General features: G+C 52.7%; 13 protein-coding genes. 6 read left to right on the top strand and 7 right to left on the bottom strand.

Going from position 1 to position 19,366, the window contains the following annotated elements; genetic code table 11:
- The first annotated feature begins 115 nt into the window (after nt 1-115).
- The 6 genes from IXB28_RS00395 (at nt 116) to IXB28_RS00370 (ending at nt 10,099) form a co-directional block, all read left to right on the top strand.
- The gene (locus IXB28_RS00395; RefSeq protein ID WP_215616567.1) at nt 116-5,680 is read left to right on the top strand and encodes a trifunctional serine/threonine-protein kinase/ATP-binding protein/sensor histidine kinase; all 5,565 of its coding nucleotides are present in this window, start codon (nt 116-118) and stop codon (nt 5,678-5,680) included.
- A gap of 91 nt (nt 5,681-5,771) precedes the next feature.
- The gene (locus IXB28_RS00390) at nt 5,772-6,278 is read left to right on the top strand and encodes a tetratricopeptide repeat protein (RefSeq protein WP_215616566.1); all 507 of its coding nucleotides are present in this window, start codon (nt 5,772-5,774) and stop codon (nt 6,276-6,278) included.
- Entirely contained in the window at nt 6,263-6,946 is a 684-nt protein-coding gene (locus IXB28_RS00385) for a DUF3153 domain-containing protein (protein WP_215616565.1), read from the top strand. Before IXB28_RS00390 ends, IXB28_RS00385 begins: the two co-directional genes overlap by 16 nt.
- Before the next feature lie 106 nt (nt 6,947-7,052).
- The gene (locus IXB28_RS00380; protein ID WP_215616564.1) at nt 7,053-7,406 is read left to right on the top strand and encodes a lipopolysaccharide assembly protein LapA domain-containing protein; all 354 of its coding nucleotides are present in this window, start codon (nt 7,053-7,055) and stop codon (nt 7,404-7,406) included.
- Between the two features lie 318 nt (nt 7,407-7,724).
- On the top strand, nt 7,725-8,579 hold the full coding sequence (locus tag IXB28_RS00375; RefSeq protein WP_215616563.1) for a segregation/condensation protein A: 855 nt from the start codon (nt 7,725-7,727) through the stop codon (nt 8,577-8,579).
- 356 nt (nt 8,580-8,935) lie between these two features.
- Nucleotides 8,936-10,099, top strand: a complete 1,164-nt coding sequence (locus IXB28_RS00370) for a sugar phosphate nucleotidyltransferase (RefSeq protein ID WP_215616562.1) — start codon at nt 8,936-8,938, stop codon at nt 10,097-10,099.
- A 109-nt stretch (nt 10,100-10,208) separates the two neighbouring features.
- Here IXB28_RS00370 and IXB28_RS00365 read toward each other — a convergent pair whose 3' ends face one another.
- The 7 genes from IXB28_RS00365 to IXB28_RS00335 all read right to left on the bottom strand — a co-directional run bounded on the left by IXB28_RS00365 (nt 10,209) and on the right by IXB28_RS00335 (nt 19,079).
- Nucleotides 10,209-11,060 carry an EamA family transporter gene (locus IXB28_RS00365; protein ID WP_215616561.1) on the bottom strand — a complete coding sequence of 284 codons (852 nt, stop codon included), beginning with the start codon at nt 11,058-11,060 and terminating at the stop codon, nt 10,209-10,211.
- A gap of 8 nt (nt 11,061-11,068) precedes the next feature.
- Nucleotides 11,069-11,218, bottom strand: a complete 150-nt coding sequence (locus IXB28_RS00360; protein WP_215616560.1) for a hypothetical protein — start codon at nt 11,216-11,218, stop codon at nt 11,069-11,071.
- 511 nt (nt 11,219-11,729) lie between these two features.
- The gene (locus tag IXB28_RS00355; RefSeq protein ID WP_215616559.1) at nt 11,730-12,317 is read right to left on the bottom strand and encodes a DUF3611 family protein; all 588 of its coding nucleotides are present in this window, start codon (nt 12,315-12,317) and stop codon (nt 11,730-11,732) included.
- Nucleotides 12,318-12,453: 136 nt separating this feature from the next.
- Nucleotides 12,454-13,326: an S-methyl-5'-thioadenosine phosphorylase gene (locus tag IXB28_RS00350; protein ID WP_215616558.1), complete on the bottom strand. Its 873-nt coding sequence runs from the start codon at nt 13,324-13,326 to the stop codon at nt 12,454-12,456.
- 179 nt (nt 13,327-13,505) lie between these two features.
- On the bottom strand, nt 13,506-14,468 hold the full coding sequence (locus IXB28_RS00345; RefSeq protein WP_215616557.1) for a protochlorophyllide reductase: 963 nt from the start codon (nt 14,466-14,468) through the stop codon (nt 13,506-13,508).
- Nucleotides 14,469-14,987: 519 nt separating this feature from the next.
- The gene (locus IXB28_RS00340; RefSeq protein ID WP_215616556.1) at nt 14,988-15,281 is read right to left on the bottom strand and encodes a hypothetical protein; all 294 of its coding nucleotides are present in this window, start codon (nt 15,279-15,281) and stop codon (nt 14,988-14,990) included.
- Between the two features lie 585 nt (nt 15,282-15,866).
- Nucleotides 15,867-19,079, bottom strand: a complete 3,213-nt coding sequence (locus IXB28_RS00335) for a DUF4347 domain-containing protein (RefSeq protein WP_215616555.1) — start codon at nt 19,077-19,079, stop codon at nt 15,867-15,869.
- Nucleotides 19,080-19,366 lie beyond the last annotated feature (287 nt).

The following is a 19,366-nucleotide window of genomic DNA, read 5'->3' as shown; positions in this document are numbered from 1 at the left end:
CCAACCGACACATTTTATCGAGGCTGTGATCACAGCTTAACCCAGGTCAAAACAGTGTCATCCCACGGCCGCATGGGCACCTTAAAACATAGGTTTTTTTGCCCTTAACATAGCCATGTTGACCCTGTCTGGATACTCTTCCCTAAAGCCGATCTACGAAAGCGCGCGAACGCGAATTTTTCGGGCACGGCAGGACTCCTCACAGCGTCCCGTTATTCTAAAAACATCCCAACAAGCCTATCCGTCGCCCTTAGAATTGGCCCGCTACCACCGGGAATATGCCCTATTGTCTAAGGTCAAACATGCGGGGGTGATTCAAACCTATGGGTTAGAACCCCACCAAAATGGGTTAGTGCTTGTGCTCGAAGACTGTGCCGGGGTATCCCTGAAGCAATGGCGCCAAACCCAAGCCCTATCGCTGGCAGACATTCTGACCATTGGGCTACAAGTTACCGAACAACTGCTGACCTTGCACAACCATCACATTGTGCATAAGGACATCAACCCGGCCAATATTCTCGTGCTGCCCCCTAGCCAACGGATCAAGCTGATAGATTTTGGCATGGCCACCGAGTTTGCCCGCGAGGTGACCACGGCGGAGAATAACGTTAAGGCTCTGGAAGGTACATTGGCCTATCTGGCCCCTGAGCAAACAGGGCGCACCAACCACAGCATTGACCATCGCAGCGACTTCTACGGCCTGGGGGTAACCCTATACGAACTGCTGACCGGGCAAGTGCCCTTTGTTAGTAACGACCTATTAGAGCTGGTGCACTGCCACATTGCGAAAACACCCCCACCGATCTCCCAACTCAACCGCGATGTGCCCACAGTTGTTTCAGACCTGGTCATGAAACTGATGGCCAAATCCCCCGATGCTCGCTACCAGAGTGCCTGGGGCCTAAAGCAAGACCTACACACATGCCTGGAACAGTGGAAACAGACAAAACACATTGAGCCATTTACCCTGGCCACCCAAGATATCCCCCAACAGTTTGTGCTCTCCCAGACGCTCTACGGGCGGGAGACGGCGATGGCAAACCTGGAGAAGAGTTTTCAACAAAGCTGTCAAGGCCCAACCCAAGTGGCCCTGATTGCGGGCTCATCAGGGTCGGGAAAATCGGCCCTGGTAAATGGCCTTAAACCCTTTTTGTATAATCAGCGGGCAACGTTTTTTGCCGGCAAGTTTGAACAGTTTCAGCAGTCTCCCCTGCCCTACGCAGCCCTGACATCGGCGTTGTCCCACTGGGTGGATCAGGTCTTGACCCTACCGGAAGATCAGTTCCAACAATGGTGCGATCGCATCCGCATCGCCGTGGGGGTCAACGGCCAGTTACTCATAGATTTGATTCCCGCCCTACGGACTTTAATCGGAGACCAGCCCCCAGTTCCAGAACTGCCACCAACGGAATCACAGAAACGGTTTGAATGGGTTTTCCTTAGCTTTATGCAGGTGCTGTGTACTCCAGAGCAGCCCCTAGTCCTGTTTTTAGATGATTTGCAATGGGCCGATCGGGGCACCTTGCAACTGATTGAGCTGATGGTGCGGGAAGAGTCCTTGCAGCACCTGTTTCTCATCGGCGCTTACCGCCACACGGAACTGGATACCCCCCATCCCCTCCACGGTCTATTGCAATATTTAGAAAAAGCCGAACGCAGCCAAAAGATTCTGTTGCCACCCCTGGATGTAGACCAGGTGGGGCAGCTAATTTCAGACAGTTTTCGCTGCGATGACGCGGCGGCCCAGTCCCTGGCAAAGCTGATTCACCAAAAAACCTCGGGCTATCCATTTTTTGTCAATCAGCTGCTGCGGACGCTGCACCAAGACCAGCTGATCACCCTAGGCACCGCCTCCATGGGCAGCGGTTCTGAAGTTCTCCAATGGCGCTGGGACCTGGACCAAATCCGCACCTATAACAGCACAGAGAACGTTGCCCAGCTAGTTCTGCAAAGCCTGGGCCAGCTATCCGAGCTGACCCAAACAATTCTCAGTTGGGCCGCCTGCTGGGGCACCCAGTTTGAGTTGGCCACCCTAGCCCGTTTAATGGCCCAGGCCAATGCCCCCACCCTGGCCCCAATCCAGTCCCTATCGTTAACGGACGCCCAGGTAGAACTTTATCGCCATCTGTTACCCGCAATCCAAAACAACCTGATTGTGCCCACCGCATCTTTTGTGCTACCCACATCAGAGGAATGTCTCGTCCCGCAGCCCACCGCTAATGTTGTCATTCCTGCGTTCAAATTTATCCACGATCAGGTGCAACAAACCGCCCTTGAACGTTTGAGCGACCAACAAACCCAGGAAATCCATCTGCACATTGGCCGCTACCTCAGCCAGCAAGACCGGGCCGCTGAGCATCGCCCTAGCAACAACAGCTCCCCGGAACTATCCACCTTCCGGCAGGTGGACTACCTCAACCAGGGCCAGCCCCTCATCACCGATGGGGACGAGAAACAACATCTGGCACAGCTCAACCTGGCTGCGGGGAAAAAAGCCATGGCCACAACCGCCTATGCCTCCGCCAGCAGCTATTTTAATATGGGCCTTCAAAACCTCCCTGCCCAGCCCTGGCAAGCCCAGCCCCAGCTAACCTTTGACCTAACCTATTCCCTAGCTGAAGCACAACAGCGTCAGGGCCAATTTGAGCCATCCGAAGCCCTGATCAAAACCATGTTGGCCCAGCTAACGTCCCCGCTAGATCAAGCCCAGGTGATTCACTTGCTGATTCTGCAGTACACCCTGCAGGCTCGATACGAAGAAGCGATCGCAATCGGACGGCAGGCCCTAGATCTGTTAGGATTTTCGGTGCCAACAACCAACCTAGAACCGGTGGTGGAACAACAACTCACCGACTTCAAAGCCCAGCTGGGGGACCGCCCCGTGGCCAGTTTGTTGAATAATTCCCCCATCGAATCCCCCACCATCCGCGCCGCTGTCAAAATTCTGGGCACCCTGCAACCCACGGCCTACCGCACCAACCCCCAGCTATTTATGTGGGTGGTAAGCACCATCATTACCCTGGCCATCCACCATGGGGATGCCCCCGAAGTTTGTTACGCCTACGGGGCCTACGGTATTTTACTCAGCGGCCTGTGGGGAGAGTATGCTCGGGGCCATGAATTTGGCCAGATGTCCTTAGAGCTCAGCCGTAAGTTGAACAACCCTATGCAGGAGTGTAAAGCCTGCATGGTGCTGGGCAGCTTCCTTAACCACTGGCTCTATCCCCTACACACCACCGAAGCCATTTACCACGACGGCTACTACGCTGGCCTAGCATCAGGAGAACTGCAGTATGTGGGCTACAGTCTCTCTTACCAGGGTTACCATTTCTTTTACCAAGGGCAGCCCTTGGCCAATATCCTCACCGAGTTGCCCAACTATTTGGCCCTCACCCAAAAGCACCAGAACCAGTGGGCGACCGATGCCCTGTGGGGGTGCGAACGGATTCTGCGTAACCTAATGGGGGAGACCGCATCCGCCGACAGCTTTGATCTCGACACTGGCTCAGAAAAAGAGTATCTGACCCGCACCATCGGTCACCAGAGCCATAACCCCCTGGCCCGTTACTACATTCTCAAAGCCTATGTCTTGTATCTCTATGGGGACTATGCCCAGGCCCTAACCTGTGTTGAACAGGCGCAGGCGCTGTTGGACTATGTTGTCGGCACCGTGGCCATTCCTGAATACACCTTCATTTCAGCGCTGACCTTGGCGGCCCTATTTCCCCACGCTGCACCAGAGACCCAGACGGCCTATTGGGCCCAAATCACCCAGCACCAGCAACAACTCCAGGACTGGGCCAGCCACTGCGCGGCCAATTTTGAACATAAGGCATTGCTGGTGGCCGCCGAAATAGAGCGCCTGCAAGATCGGCCCTGGCCAGCCATGGAGCTTTACGAACAGGCCATTGCCTCGGCCCATGGGTATCGCTGCTTGCCCAACGAGGCCCTAGCCCGAGAGCGGGCAGCGGACCTGCTACACAGTCGGCAGCAGCTGGAAAATGCCCAATTTTTCAGACAAAAAGCCCATCAGCTCTATCAACGGTGGGGGGCACAGAGCAAAGTTGCCCTCATGGCAAAGCAATATCCCCAGTTGATCACCCCCCAGCTAGGGTTACCCCCCCTGACCTCCCTGGGCCAAGGCCAAAGCATTAGCGTTCGCAGTGACTATTCCGACCATATTTTGGATCGCGAAACGGTCATCAAGGCATCCCAGGCCCTCTCCAGCGAGATTCTGTTGCCAAACCTGCTGAGCAAACTGCTGGCGCTGGCGCTGGAAAATGCGGGGGGACAATCGGGGGTGTTGCTCCTAAACCGCACCGATCGACTCACGGTTGAAGTCACCCATGGCCATTTTCCAGACCCGCAGGTCGATCAATCGCTACTGGCTACAACCGTGGCGACGGACTATCCCTATTTGCCCCAAAGCCTGGTTCAGTATGTGGTGCGCACCCAACGCCCCATGGTGCTGGACAATGCCCAGGAGAGCCAACAGTTTTCCCAGGATAGGTATATTCAAACCCATGGGCCCAAGTCCATTGTGTGTGCCCCCATCCTGCGCCAGGCAGAACTAGTGGGCCTGATTTATTTAGAAAACAACCTGATGGCCCAGGCATTTACCCATCAGCATGTGGAAATGCTGAGCATTCTGTCGGCCCAGGCAGCGATCTCCATCCAAAACTCAATTTTGTTTGATAATTTGAGCCAGGCTCGCCAAACCCTGGCTACGGCGAACCAGGAACTGGAACAGAAAGTGCGCGATCGCACCCAGGCCCTAGCCGAGAAAAACACCCGACTCTCCGATACGCTAGATCAGCTAAAACAAACCCAAATTCAGCTGATCCAAACCGAAAAAATGTCCAGCTTGGGGCAAATGGTGGCGGGCATTGCCCATGAAATCAACAACCCGGTCAGCTTTATCTATGGCAACCTAGAACCGGCCCAGGAATATACCGACGATCTGCTGTCCCTAATTGAGCAGTACCAGCACCACTACCCAGACCCCGCCGCCGACATTACGGCCTTGGCCCAAAAAATCGACATCACCTACATCAAAGAGGATTTACCCAGCCTGCTAAATTCCATGACGGTGGGGGCAGAACGCATCGCCGACATTATCACCTCCCTGCGAAATTTCTCTCGCCTCGATGAGGCCGAACAAAAGCCCGTGGATATCCACGAGGGGCTAGACAGCACCCTGCTGATTTTACAAAATCGCCTCAAGGAAAATAGCGATTTTGATGCCATCGACATCCAGAAAGACTATGGCCCATTGCCCCCCATTAGCTGTTACGCCTCCCAGCTAAACCAGGTATTTATGAACATTTTGAGCAATGCCATTGATGCGTTGCGAGAAGCACAGACTAAAGCCCTAGATAGCTTTACCCCACACATCCACATTCAAACCCGCCGTTTAGCCACCCACTACGAAATTCAAATCTCGGATAATGGCCCTGGCATTCCCGAGGCCCTGCGGGAAAAAATCTTTGATCCATTTTTCACCACAAAATCCGTGGGCAAAGGCACCGGCCTAGGCCTTTCCATTGCCTATCAAATCGTCACCCAACAGCACGATGGAACGCTAACCTGTGAGTCGTCTACAGCGGGCACAACGTTAACCATCACCCTACCCATGCCAAAGCCCGAAGGGCACCAGACCACCGATTCTGCCCAGACATAATTCCAACCCACCCGCTGTTTTTTAGTTGCATTCAACTAGGTTCGCCGTAAAATATCTGAGCAGAAGATAGTTAAATTAGCGATTAGCCGCAATGCCAGATGCAGCCAATCAGAGTGCGCGAACAGCCTTTGAACTGGGTCAAAAAGCCTTTGAGCGAGGCCGATATGCCGATGCCGTACAAGCCTTTGAACAGGGCATCGCCGAAAACCCTAGCATTTCATTAGACGGGGAGTTAAAACTGTGGCTGGTAAATGCCCTAGCGGCCACAGACCGACGCCAGGAAGCCATTGAACTATGTGGCAAACTGGCGCTGCACCCAGACCTGGATGTGCGCAAACAAAGCAAACGGGTGCTATACATCATCAATGCGCCCAAATTGCAGGTAAAAGAAGAATGCCTGACTAAAATCCCCGATTTAGCGGACCTGGAAAATGGCGATGATAAACCGTGGCAAAATCGCCCCGTTAAGCCTCGCCCCCTGAAGCCCCCACCGCCACCGCTGCCCCTGAGTGAAGTGAATACGGAAGATAACGGATTTGTGTGGGTTGCCCTGGTGGGTGCCGCCCTGTTGCTAGGAGGTCTATGGTGGTTCAGCTAAGGACGCTGATGATGCGGCTGATTGCGATCGCAGCCCTATCCATATGTTTGAGCGGCTGTGTGGACTATGAGCTAGGCATCGACTTTGATAGCCAAACCCATGGCACCCTGGTGCAAACCCTGCACCTCAACGACCAGTTTGTCAGCCTCAATAGCGACGTGCGCCAACAGTGGCTACAGGTCTTTATCCAAGAAGCCAAAACCTTTTCTGGCAAAGCCACATCCCTGGATGATGGCACGCTCCAGGTGACCATCGACTTTAACAATGGCGCTGACCTAGTCAAAAAATTTAACCAGCTGTTTGCGGCCGATGGCCCCATGACCCAGGTGCCCGGCGCACCGCCGCTGCTCGCCCACCTAGACCTGAGCCAACAAAACTTTGGCGTGGCCTTGCTCAATCATCTCCAAGCGGAGATCGACCTGCGGGGCCTATCCGCCGATCAGGCCATCGGCGAAGGCGGTGCCCTAGATGGCTGGCGCACCCTGTCCCTCAGCTTTGACATTGACTCCATTGCCGACGCCAGCCACTGGCCCCTCACCCCTGGCGAGGTCAACACCCTGGATGCCACCTTTTGGATTCCTAGCCCCATCGGCATTGGTGCCGGGGTAATTATTTTGCTGTGCGCCGGGGGCTATGGCGTTCGCCATGGGCTGTTGAACCGGCCATAACACCTAAATTCCGACCGCAACTCTTTTAATAAATAAAAAATTCGATCAATCTTGACATTCCTGTAGTAGCCTGTAGCTGTTTCATCGTGATTGAGAGGTGACCGCTATGCGCCAGGTGAATTTCGTCGTCATCTTTGTCATCTGTTTAGCCCTCGTCTTATTTGGCATTGAAAATACCGACACAGCCACAATTCACATTGTTAGGGGTATAGATATCGAGGCACCCCTGTGCATCGAGCTAATGGTGTCCCTCGGTGTGGGTGCTGTGCTGGCCTGGGTATTTAGTGTTTGGGTCCAGCTCCAGGGATATTTCAACGTGAATCCCCAGGTTCAACAGCGAGAATTGCGCATCCAGCAGCTGGAGGAAGATGTGGAGCGCTACCGTGTGGAGCTAGAGGATCTTCAGCCCATGCTGCCTGGGGCGGCCAAAGACGCAGGCACAGGAGAAGCCGTAGCGTAGCGCCCGGTTGAATAAAACCTGCCAAGCAAGCAAACGATTTAGAAGAAGAAACCCCAGGTTAAACCACACCTTGTCGGGTTCCTTCTTCTTTCTTTTATTAAGAAAAATTAATTATCTAGTCCTAGTGGTAAGCGCCCTAGTCATTTCAGCCGGTTTTTTACCGCTTTTTAAAGGGGCAAAGGGGTCTTTGTAACTGAATTTGACACTTTTTTTTGAATTTTCATTTCTTCTAAGCTATAGTGCATCTGTTCACGCTAGATGTAGCGTCAGCTCATTTCACACCAGTAGCGTCAACTAGTTTTTAATAAGGTTGTGTCTATGGCCAATTCCTTAGCTCAACGAGCGATCGCATTTTTGATTGACCTGTCCGAACGGGGTGAGATTAACCCCTGGGACGTAAACGTAATTGATGTCGTCGATCGTTTTCTCAAAAGCCTTAAAGAACAAGAGCTCGTTGCCGCTAATGGTCGCTCACCCTACGAAAAAAATCTCTCGGAATCGGGGCAGGCCTTTCTCTATGCCTCCATGTTGGTGCTGCTCAAAGCCGACACCCTAATTCGCAGCGAAATCGAAGAAGAAGTCGTGGACTTCGAAGAAGACGAAGAGGGCTTTGAGCCCCAGGGCTACGCCAGACGGCTACCGCGCAACCTGGAAAACTATATCCACCGCCGAGCCGTGGCCAGCCCCCCAGAAAAGCGCCAGGTGACGCTGCAGGAGCTGATCGCCCAGTTGGAAATGATGGCCGTTGCCATGGCCAACCCCACGCCGCGCAATCGCAATCGGGGCGCCAAACCCCACTCCAAGCGCAAGGCCATTAGCACGATTGCCCAGCTGGCTCACCAAGAAAATTTGTCAGAAATTGCGGATGCCCTGGCCACATTCTTGGATAAATATTGGGAAGAATTAGAAAGTGCCATCGAATGGATGGATTTTGAGCGTTTACTAGAACATTGGGCCCATTTTCGTCCAGATGTTCTGGGTGGCCCCATCACTAACGAATTAAGTGATGAAGACTATCGCCATGAAAAAGTTGGCGTATTTTGGGGCCTACTCTTTTTATCCTCACAGTCCAAAGTGGAACTTGCTCAGGACCGTTTCTACCGCGATCTGAAAGTCAGACAACTCAACGCAGCCACCCTAGCGGATGTGCCCGCCTATGTTTTACCCGATTAAGCCCCAAAGGCCCTAATCACCTGTCCGGAACAAAGGACATTCCATAGGTGTCATTCTGGGGATGGGATGCATAAAAATCAATATTTGCCTGGACGTCTGTGAGGCAGTAATGAAGTCCGACAATATGCGTGGGTATACTTTAAGGGCGCTTGTTACTATCTTGACGTTGCCAAACCGATGATTCCTGTCAGGTGCCAATGGTGATTGGCAATGGCAAATTTTAGACCCTCTACTAAAGTTTGTCCTGCGATAGTGAGACCTGTAGTTAAAGCCTTATGCTTATTGCGGTCGCTCGCGATCGCAACGTCCGGTTATTTTTACCTCTTAGCTGTTATTTAGGAATAGAGAGAGCATTTATGAAAGCCATGATCTTGGCGGCAGGGAAAGGTACTCGTGTACGTCCCATCACGTACACCATTCCTAAGCCGATGATCCCCATCCTGCAAAAGCCAGTGATGGAGTTTCTATTAGAACTACTAAAACAGCACGGTTTTACTGAAATCGTAGCCAACGTTAGCCACTTGGCCAATGAAATTGAAGGCTACTTCAGAGATGGTCAGCGCTTCGGTGTAGATCTAGCCTATTCCTTTGAAGGTCGCATTACCAATGGTGAACTAGTTGGAGATGCCCTCGGTTCCGCCGGTGGTATGCGCAAAATCCAGGACTTTTCCCCGTTCTTTGATGATACCTTCGTCGTCCTCTGCGGCGACGCCCTGATTGACCTGGACCTCACCGAAGCGGTTCGTCAGCACAAGGAAAAGGGTTCCATCGCCACCATCGTCATGAAGTCGGTGCCCCTCAAGCAGGTGCCCAGCTACGGTGTGGTGGTCACGGATGACACTGGCCGCATCAAGTCCTTCCAAGAAAAGCCTACGGTTGAGGAGGCCCTGAGCACCAACATCAACACCGGTATTTACATTTTCGAGCCCGAAATCTTTAACTACATCCCCTCCGGTCAAGAGTTTGACATCGGTGGCGACCTCTTCCCCAAGCTAGTGGAAGCCAACGAAGCGTTCTATGGCATCACCATGGACTTTGAGTGGGTTGACATTGGTAAGGTCCCCGACTATTGGCAGGCCATCCAAGATGTGCTCACGGGCCAGGTCAAGGGCGTTAGCATTCCGGGCCATGAAGTAAAGCCTGGTGTTTACACCGGTCTAAACGTGAAGGCCAACTGGGATAAGATCAATATCGAAGGTCCAGTTTACATTGGCGGCATGGCGGAAATCGAAGATGGTGCCACCATCATTGGACCTACTATGATCGGCCCCAATAGCTGCATTTGCAGCGGTGCCCTGGTGGACAAGAGCGTCGTCTTCGAATATTCCCGCATTGGTTCCGGCGTACGTTTGATCGACAAGCTTGTGTTCGGTCGCTATTGCGTTGACAAGACTGGCGCCTCCATCGATATGAAGCAAGCGGCCCTAGACTGGCTGATTACGGATACTCGCCAGGAGGTGATGGAGCCCCCCATTGAGCATCGGGCCATTACTGAACTGCTCAACGAAGCCGTTGTATGAACGCTGCGTTTTAATGAACGCTAGTTCAACAACTCCATCGACATGATTGCAAAGGCCCGGGGCGCTATTCCCCGGGCCTTTGCCTTTGTATATAGGCGGTTTACCCGACTTACTCAACCGCTGAGACGCCATAGCGGGCGGCCCCAGCCGCTGCGATGGAAATTAAGACAATGGCCATTAGCGATCGCAGCGTCAACGTTTCCCCCAACACAAAAAAGCCAGAGGTTGCCGCCAGCATCGGTTCCACACTCAGCAACACCCCAAACACATTCACCGGCAGCCGTCGCAACGCCATCAGCTCCAAGGCATAGGTAACCGACGATAGGGTCGCCACCGCCACAGACATCAGCAACAATTGCCCATTGAATAACGAAGCCCCCGCCACACCGATACCCACGGGCATTAACAACAAGCCACCAAAAATCATCGCCCACACCAGTCCCTCAAGGCCTGGTATCACCTGGCCCGCCGCCGCCGCCAGCACAATATATCCAGCCCAGGCCAGCGCCGCCAGCGCTGCAAACATCAACCCCAGCGGGTCTAAACCACTGCCCTGCAAGGGTGCTAGCAACAGCACCCCCACCGCCGCCAGGGTGACCCACACCAAATCTAGCCAGCGCCGCGACTTCAGCACCGCCAGCCCCAAGGGTCCCGTAAACTCAATGGCCACCGCAATACCCAGGGGAATCCGATCAATGGCCAAATAAAAGCAAGTATTCATGACCGCCAGCACCGCCCCATAGGCCAGCACCAGGGGCCAGTGGGACCGAATTGGCTGCCAGCGCGGCCGCCAGATCAGGGTCAACAGCACCGCCGACAGGGCCACCCGCAGAAACACAGTGCCCAGGGGGCCCGCCAAAACAAAAACAGACTTTGCCAGGGCCGACCCCAGCTGCACCGTTAAACCCGCCAAAATTACCAGCGTCGGCGCTGGGATACGATCTGTCAAAGATTGTTCCATGGGCTGCACTACGCGGCGAGCAGCAGCCAGCTGGGAAAGATCGTAAGCACAAAATGCCGTTGCTGAGCTAGGGGATAAACCGACCGATGGTGGCCCGTAAAATCCTGGCCCGGCTCAGCACCCAAAAAACTATGCAGCAGTAGATGATTGATGGTCATTGTTTGCCTGGCTATTCACTGCAGATAGCTTACACAATGCCAACAGCTGTACCGGGGATAGGCGTCCTTGTAGATAGAGTAACCAGACTCGGTCACAAACTCCTTTTTTCATGGTCTCATCTCCCAGAAATGGGCTATGTCCACCCTAGCGAAGCTCCACAAAAAGCAACGCCTGGACGTGCCAACCAGAATACTGGTCAATGGCAGCAACAGCCCTTCAAGGGATGCTACACATCGGTTCAACCCCGTTCCCGACCACAATTATTAATTAAAGGAGACAGAAAAACCCCCTTACCAAGTAGGTGAATCAATCTTTTATTAAGATACGCACAGGCATTTGGACTTCGCGTCCTTTGCCCCAACCCCCCATTTTTTTTAGGGCTTTGGATCTAGTCCCCCCCAAAATTGGAGGACAGAAGGGGCCTCGACATCTGATAGCTAATTGGGTCAACCCACTTAATTCCTAATTCCTAATTCCTTATTTCTCACCTTCACTAACCCCTCCCCCACCTTAGGACTGCTTATTAATCGTCCGCGACAACCACAGCGACCCCACAATGCCAGCAAAGTGAGAAATCAACGTGTTGATGGTTGCCTGCACCAGAAACACATCCAACGGCTCCACAGCCAAAGTGGGATTAACCACAGCAATATTGCCACTTTGGGGTTGGGAAATCACCTTCAGCATCAGTGACCCCACCACGCCTCCAGAGCCCAATAGGCCAAAAAACATCCCCAGCACACTAATCGTTAAACCAGTGGCAACGATTTTTGCCGCATTTTTCGGCTTAGGTCGCAGGTCCGGATTACTAGACTTAAGTTTGCGGGCAAACCGAGTATATTGAAACGCCCAAAACACACCCACATATACGGCCGCCAAACCCAGCGCCGCCAACAGAAAACCACTTCCTGCCGCTGCATTTTCGGCACCGCTACGGCTCGAAACAGACTGCAGCCCCAGCAATGATGTGACAAACAGCAGCGTAGCAATGACGCCACTGACGATCTGCACCCAAAAGCTCACCCAGCCAACCAGGCGAAAGTTATTCGCAATGCGACGGATAGCGGGGGGTAAGGAATAACCAAGTTCACCGGTCATAAGCTGTTTAGAAGCGTCTCCAACATTAAATATAGCCTTGCGCCCACAGTTCACCCTACAGGTACAGCGCTATTCAGCAAATTGCTACAACATGCAGCCCAAAACCACCCTGCCATGCGGACATCCTGGCCAGGGCCTACATATACTTTTCCAAAATAAGCTTAAGCTTATTTTTCGTTGCCACAGGCGCCGTATCCAGAGGGGTAAACACCGCATATTTCAACGCCGAATGGGCCTCAGATTCAGGGGGGTTCTCCGTCAAACGACAAACCACATCTTGAATCACCCGCTGGGCATTAACCGCATTCTTTTGTAAATTCCCAATCACCATCTCCACCGTCACACTATCGTGGTCCGGGTGCCAACAATCATAATCAGTGGCCATGGCCAAGGTGGCATAGGCAATTTCCGCTTCGCGCGCCAGTTTTGCCTCAGTCAAATTAGTCATCCCAATGACCGTGGCCCCCCAGCTACGATACAAATGCGACTCCGCCTTAGTGGAAAATGCCGGCCCTTCCATACACACATAGGTGCCCCCCCGGTGTAGGGTTACACCCTCCAGGTTCAAGCTTTCCACGGCATCGCCCAAAACTGTCGCCAAGTTTTTACACACCGGATCGCCAAAGGCAATATGGGCCACAATGCCTTCACCAAAAAACGTGGCTGTCCGATTTTTAGTCCGGTCAATAAACTGATCGGGGATCACCATGTCCACTGGCTTTACCTCTTCCTTGAGAGAGCCCACCGCCGATGCCGAAATCAAATACTTCACCCCGAGGCTCTTCATGCCGTAAATGTTGGCCTGAAACGGCAGCTCCGTCGGCAACAAACGATGCCCCCGACCATGACGCGCCAAAAAGACCACCGGAGTACCATCTAGCTTGCCGCAAATAAACGCATCGGAAGGCTCACCAAACGGTGTTTCAACGGTGACCTCTTCAATATCAGTGAGGGCATCCATCCTATAGAGACCGCTGCCGCCGATAATACCGATGTCTGCTTGCGCCATGGAGATAACCTGCAATAAATGTGGGTACTAGACCACAGTGGTCCGCAGGCCATAGTACCGAAGTTATCTACAGAAACGTTGATTTTTTGGAATCTGTTTATAGATGGAAACCACCCGTAGGGGCATTGCGTGCAATGCCCCTACGGGACCGACCGTATACCCTATGAGGCGTTCAAGCCCTAGGCCATGCCCACCAGCTTCTCACTCAGCTCCCACAGACGCCGGGCCTTCATGTCGTCTAGCGCTTCGTTAGACATTTCCTGCACAAAAGACTTACGGCCTTCCTTCTGGCGGTTGCCCCAACTCCAGTAGTAACCAGACTGACTGTAGTCGGGATCAGCCGCCACCGCCGCCACGCGATCGCCAGCCACGGCTTCAGTCACATAGCCACCGGTAATGTTCTTTTGGAACCAAGGGAAAATAGTCCGAAAAGCGGAATAGTGATTGCGAAACAGCTGAGTTTCGGCCACACAGCCAGGATATAGAGAACTAAAGACAATGCCCGTAGACTCACTGTAGCGACGATGCAGCTCACGCATGGTCAGCACATTGCACAGCTTGCTGTCCTTATAGGCTTTACCGGGCTTAAATTTCTTGCCGTTGGCCATGGATACAGGCGGCTTAAATCCCTGTTCAAAGCCTTCTAGATTGCCCAGATCAGGCGGTGCGGGGAAGGGGATTTTACCGCCCAATTCCTTCGGATTCGCAGTCACCGTGCCCAAAATAACCAGACGCGGATTAGAAGACTTTTGCAAATCTTCCAACATCAGATTACACAGTAGAAAATGCCCCAGATGGTTGGTAGCCATGCTCAACTCATAACCATCTTCGCTACGCATGGGCTCCTTGAGCAGCGGCAGGTAAACGGCCGCATTGCAGACCAAGGAATCTAGGTTTTTTCCGCTGGCCCGAAATTCATTCACAAAGCTACGCACACTGGCTAAGCTGGCCAGATCCAATTTAGTAATGGTGTAGCTACCGTCAGGCATACCCACTTCCTTGGCTACCTTTTCGGTCTTGGGTAGGTTGCGACAGGCCATCACCACATGCCAGCCCCTATCGGTCAAAGCTTTAGCCGCATATAGGCCAACGCCGGAGGAGGCACCGGTTACGATCGCAGTTGATTGCTGAGATTGGTCCATGGATGTCAAAAAGCGCGTCTAAAATTGGTATGAATCCGTGAATACACTAGATTCTCACACGGTTGAACCGTAACGGTTATCCGAAATAAACCTTAAGCAATGTGGGGCAATGTTATGGATTGCGGGGTTAAGTAACGCAATATTACATCCGTCCATTGCTGAAGCTCCAGAGCCCAAACCCCAAACCGAACAACTGGGGCTTTGACAGATTCCAGCCAGCCATTAATTAGCCCCCTGTCGTTACCCAATTGGGTAACGACAGGGGGCTTTTAAGCCATATGGTCTGTTCGACAAAACTAGGGACTAAAGCCCCTTTGCCCGAGCCTGACCAATAGCCACGCTGCTTCGCCTAGCGAGCATAGTTAAGATCTGGCAGAAGAGAGCTCAGATCTTAACCATCACTCTTTGCAACTCTTAACTTAGGAGTTGTTAAGCAACTGCTTCACGGTTTAGTCCCGAAAGGCTTGTTACGCCAAGGTTTCAAGGAACAAAGCCATGTTTTTATTTTTTAACAAACCCTTAACTTTTAGGCGATCGAGTGACCTTACCACCGGAGCCACCTCGGGCACCCCAGGTAGGAGAAGATCCCTTCCCCTGGGTCTTGCAAAACGATCCCTGGAATCGAGAGGGATCGCCAAAAGCAAGCTTAGGTTGTTGAAGTTTCTGTTCGTTAGGTTCTTGAACAAAACCAAGGGCCTGCAATGCTTTGGAGGACCAAGGTTTACCCATAAACATAAACATACCGGGGGAATTGGAAACGGCTAGATAGAGATGGCAACGACGCTTAGCGTGCCAAAATCGTTGTTGTTTCATGACAAGTTGCTATAAACCGAGCTACGACAACACAGTCGGCAGAAAGCATAGACAAAGCTGCTGGATTATATACCCCAGAAGTTTTCTCCCAGGAAGACTTATAAAAGCATTTTGCAAGACCCAGAAAAGGGTATCTTTAGATCAGAGGTGAATTTATCGGGCAGACAGGGGGCTGATGTCTGAAGTGATCGATTTTCAGGTAGTCAGATAATCTGACCCCAAGGTGATAAATGCTATTCGATGCAGTCTTGTCTATAAGACTTTCTGCTCGTTCTACTCTTCGTACACTTCCAGACTTCTCCGGAATAGTTAACTTTTTTGTTACAGTTTCATGACTCTTTGTAGTGCAAGGCTTTTGGCCCCTGCGTATAAAGACCTATCAACATTAGTTAGGCAATGAAGTCGTCCTACCAGGGTCTCAAAGCCATGGGTATTTTTACTCGGTAGCCCCACGTTTAAGCACCACCCAATCCGTATCACCAAAACTTTAAAACACGTCGAGCAATGGATGGTCCATTGCTCGACGTGCAAGTGCTTAATTGCGTTTGTTCTTATCTATAGAATATTTATCGATTCAGGGGGCCCCTAGGCAACAGAAAACTGTAAAACAATATCGTCAAAGTCTTTATCGCCCAACCCAGCCTGATCTTCAATGCCAAAAGAATTGTCGCCCAGGTGTTTAATGTGGTCCGCCCCATTGGCATTGGCTCCACTGTGGCTAAACACAACCTCGCCAACGGCAGGGTCTATGCCATCGATCACCACAAAAATGCCGAGATGCATGCCGCCGGTAACCGCCGCATCCACCGTATTAACCTGACCGTTGGTGCCCGATAGGTTGAGATTTAACCGATTAGAAATGGCCGCTGCCCTATAGCCAGCATCACCGGGCATCAAGGTGCGCCCAGTGAACGCATCAACAATGCCACCATCGGCAAAATCAGTTGTATACAAATCCACCGTATTATCCATCGCCGCCTCTCGATACACCGAGAAACTGATGGTGCCAGACGCCTGCCCCGTCAGGTCAATAGACTCCGCATCATTTACCAATAGGTTCGTACTACCCGTTTCGGTCGCCAATCCCACATTAAAGCTAAACCCATTGCCAAACCTCAACAGAGCTTCAGAGTCGGATAGCCTTGCGGGGTCTGCAAACCAGGTCGTCTCCCCATCCTGAATCGCAAACTGCAAACTCTGACCAACACTAATGGCATTGCTACTGATGGTAAACCGAGACGTATACCCCGCAGCTAGGTCATCAGAATCCAGCAAGGAAAACTGGCCAATCAGCGCATCCGCCTCATCAAAGACCAGAATGTCGGGGACATTCGTCACCTGCCCCCCTCGAAATGTTAGCTGCAGCGTATTATCGGTGCCTAGAGATGTCACTTCCACCCGATTCACACTGGGTAAAATCGTCAGCGCACCAGGTGCAACGGGCGTTACCACCTCAGGCAATACAACGGGGGGGGTAGGAGGCTCAACCACAGGGGTGGCCGGAGGCGCTGGGGCCACAGTCCCTGGGGCCGTAACGGTATACGCCTGATCCACCGTCGGCTCGACCAGCGTTAAGGCCGTCCCCGCAGCGTTGACAATATCCGAAACTGCGGCCAAATCTAAACCAACCGTGCCACTGGCGGCATCCCCCACATTGGCCGTCACCGCAATGTCATAGCGAGTGGCGTCCACAGCCGTTACCCCGGCAATGGTGGCCGTGGGCAACCCATTAATCACAAAATCTTCTGGGCCAACGTTGACCACCCCCTCACTAAAGGTGGCCTCAAATACCAGGGTGCTATTACCAGTAACCGCAGCCTCAACGGGCGTTTTGCGACGGATGCTGGATAGCACAGGGGCCACCAAAGGTCCCGCAAGGGTATATGCCTCATCCACAGTGGGCTCTGCCAGGGTTAACCCATTGCCCGCAATATCCACAATGTCAGACACCGTAGCTAAATCTAGCCCAAAAACGCTACCGGCTGCGCCAGTGGCCGTCACCGCAATGTCATAGCGAGTGCTGTCTGTCGTCGTTACCGCATCAATGGTGGCCGTGGGCAACCCATTAATCACAAAATCTTCTGGGCCAACATTGGCCACCGCCTCACTAAAGAGCGCCTCAAACACCACAGTGCCACTAGGGACCGTCGCCCCAAGGGGAGTTTTGCGACTCACACTGGCCAACACAGGGGCGATATTATCCACCACCGTAGCGGGTTCGCCCAAACGTTTTACCACGGCGCTGGATGCAACATCCCCATTGGCGTCAAACGTCTCACGATAGAGCACATAGGGCAGGTTGTTGCTATCAAACTCCAGGTCTGGGAAGTTTGTTGGCCCCAACGAGAAACCACTATCATCCAAATAGCCCCAGGTATTATCTGGATTCAGGATGCGCACCGAGACCTTATCTTTCAGAGCCTGGTCCACAATCGCCAGATTGAGAACATTGTTCTGGTCAAACTCCAGATCGGGGTGGAAACCACCGGCAATGGACGCATCATTGCTGCCCACTTTGATCCAGTCGGTGCCATTAAACGATTGCACAATGGCCTTATTGCCTTCGCCGTTGCCCCGAGCCCGGTAAACAAGGTAGGGCACATTGTTATTATCAAACTCAATATCCGGTCTGGCAGCCTCCGCCCCCACCGAAAATCCTTCCGCGCCAACAAAGCTCCACTGGCCATTGATAAATCGCTGCACAGAGACCTGTTCGAAGCCCTCTTCCCCAGACACATAGGCCACATAGGGCACACCGTTGCCATCAATGTTGATATCAGAGGCGGCCACCGCCCCAGTGGAAAAGCCAGGGTTGCCCACCGTTTCCCAACTGAGGCCATCAAAGACCATCACCGTGGCCCGGGAATTTTGGGTTCTATCGGTGAACACCACATAGGGCGCATCACCGTAGAACTTCATGTTAATGTCCTTAAACCCTCCCGGCGAAAAGCCAGGATCACCCACATAGGCCCAGTCGGTGCCATTAAACTGCATCACCGTGGCCCGGCTGTTATTGGCATCATCCTTAAAGACCACATAGGGGGTATCATTCAGGCCAAATTCTAGGCCGACAAAGCTAGCATTGCCCTCCGGAAAACCGGGCACCCCCACATCCACCCAATTGAGGCCATCGAACCGTTTCACCGTCACGCCATTGGCATCATCCTGGAAAATAATATAGGGCGTACCCTGGCTGTCTATTTCAATGTCAAAGTCGTTGTCAATCTGGGGGGCAATGGCCCCGGCACCCACAGTTGACCATTGCAGGGTGCCACGGTAGGCCGCCAGGGTTGCCGGCGTAAACAACGCCTTAGCAGCGGGTAGCCAAACGCCATTACCCAAAACATTGACGCTGGCCGTAACATCAGCGGCGGTAACGGTCGCAAGTTGTTGAATAAACGCCTGCCCCGCATCCCCTTGGGCCACATTACAAGCCATTAGAGTTAGTTTTGCCGGGGCGGTGGGGGCAAACCACTGCTGCAGCTGCGGAGTGTGAGTGTCTAAGTGGTTAATGTCTACGGTGGTTGCCCCCAGGCGCATACCACCGGGGAAGCCATGGGCCAGGAGGGTTAGGTGCTGTGTGGGATGTTGCGTTAGAAACGCAGTGATTTGCTGTAATCCATCCTCATGGGCTGTGAGCACATGGGCTGTGACATCTGCTCGTAAACCATCCAGCAGTAGGTTTAGGTCCTCAATTTGTGAATCGAGGATAACGGTATGTTGGGTTGTTGTTTGGTTTGGAAGGGCTACCGATGTTGGTTGGGTTGTGACATCAACGATAGGAGTAGAGGTCAGCATATGGAGGATCGTATGAATAAAAAGACGGGTGTTATGGGTAAGGAATTAACTGTTGTTGAACTATGGGTAGAGCGTTATTTTTCGCGTGCCTAGGAGAGTTGTTGTTGCTAGCCTAGGGTGTTGGGTTTCACGGAGTTCTACCCAACCTACGTCAGGAGCTCAACGGAGGGGGCTTCGATCGTTAGCGCAAGTGATCCAGCCCCCTCCCTGGCCCCCTAAATCCCCCTTTGATGTGTATACACGGCAGCCTTGCGAAGGGAATCCTTGTCCTAGGCTATTTGGGAACC

It is taken from the genome of Leptothoe kymatousa TAU-MAC 1615 (assembly GCF_018739865.1).
Classification (GTDB): Bacteria; Cyanobacteriota; Cyanobacteriia; order Phormidesmidales; family Phormidesmidaceae; genus Leptothoe; species Leptothoe kymatousa.
The sequence above is the reverse complement of the archived record's forward strand: the minus strand, read 5'-3'. Positions and strand labels throughout refer to the sequence as shown.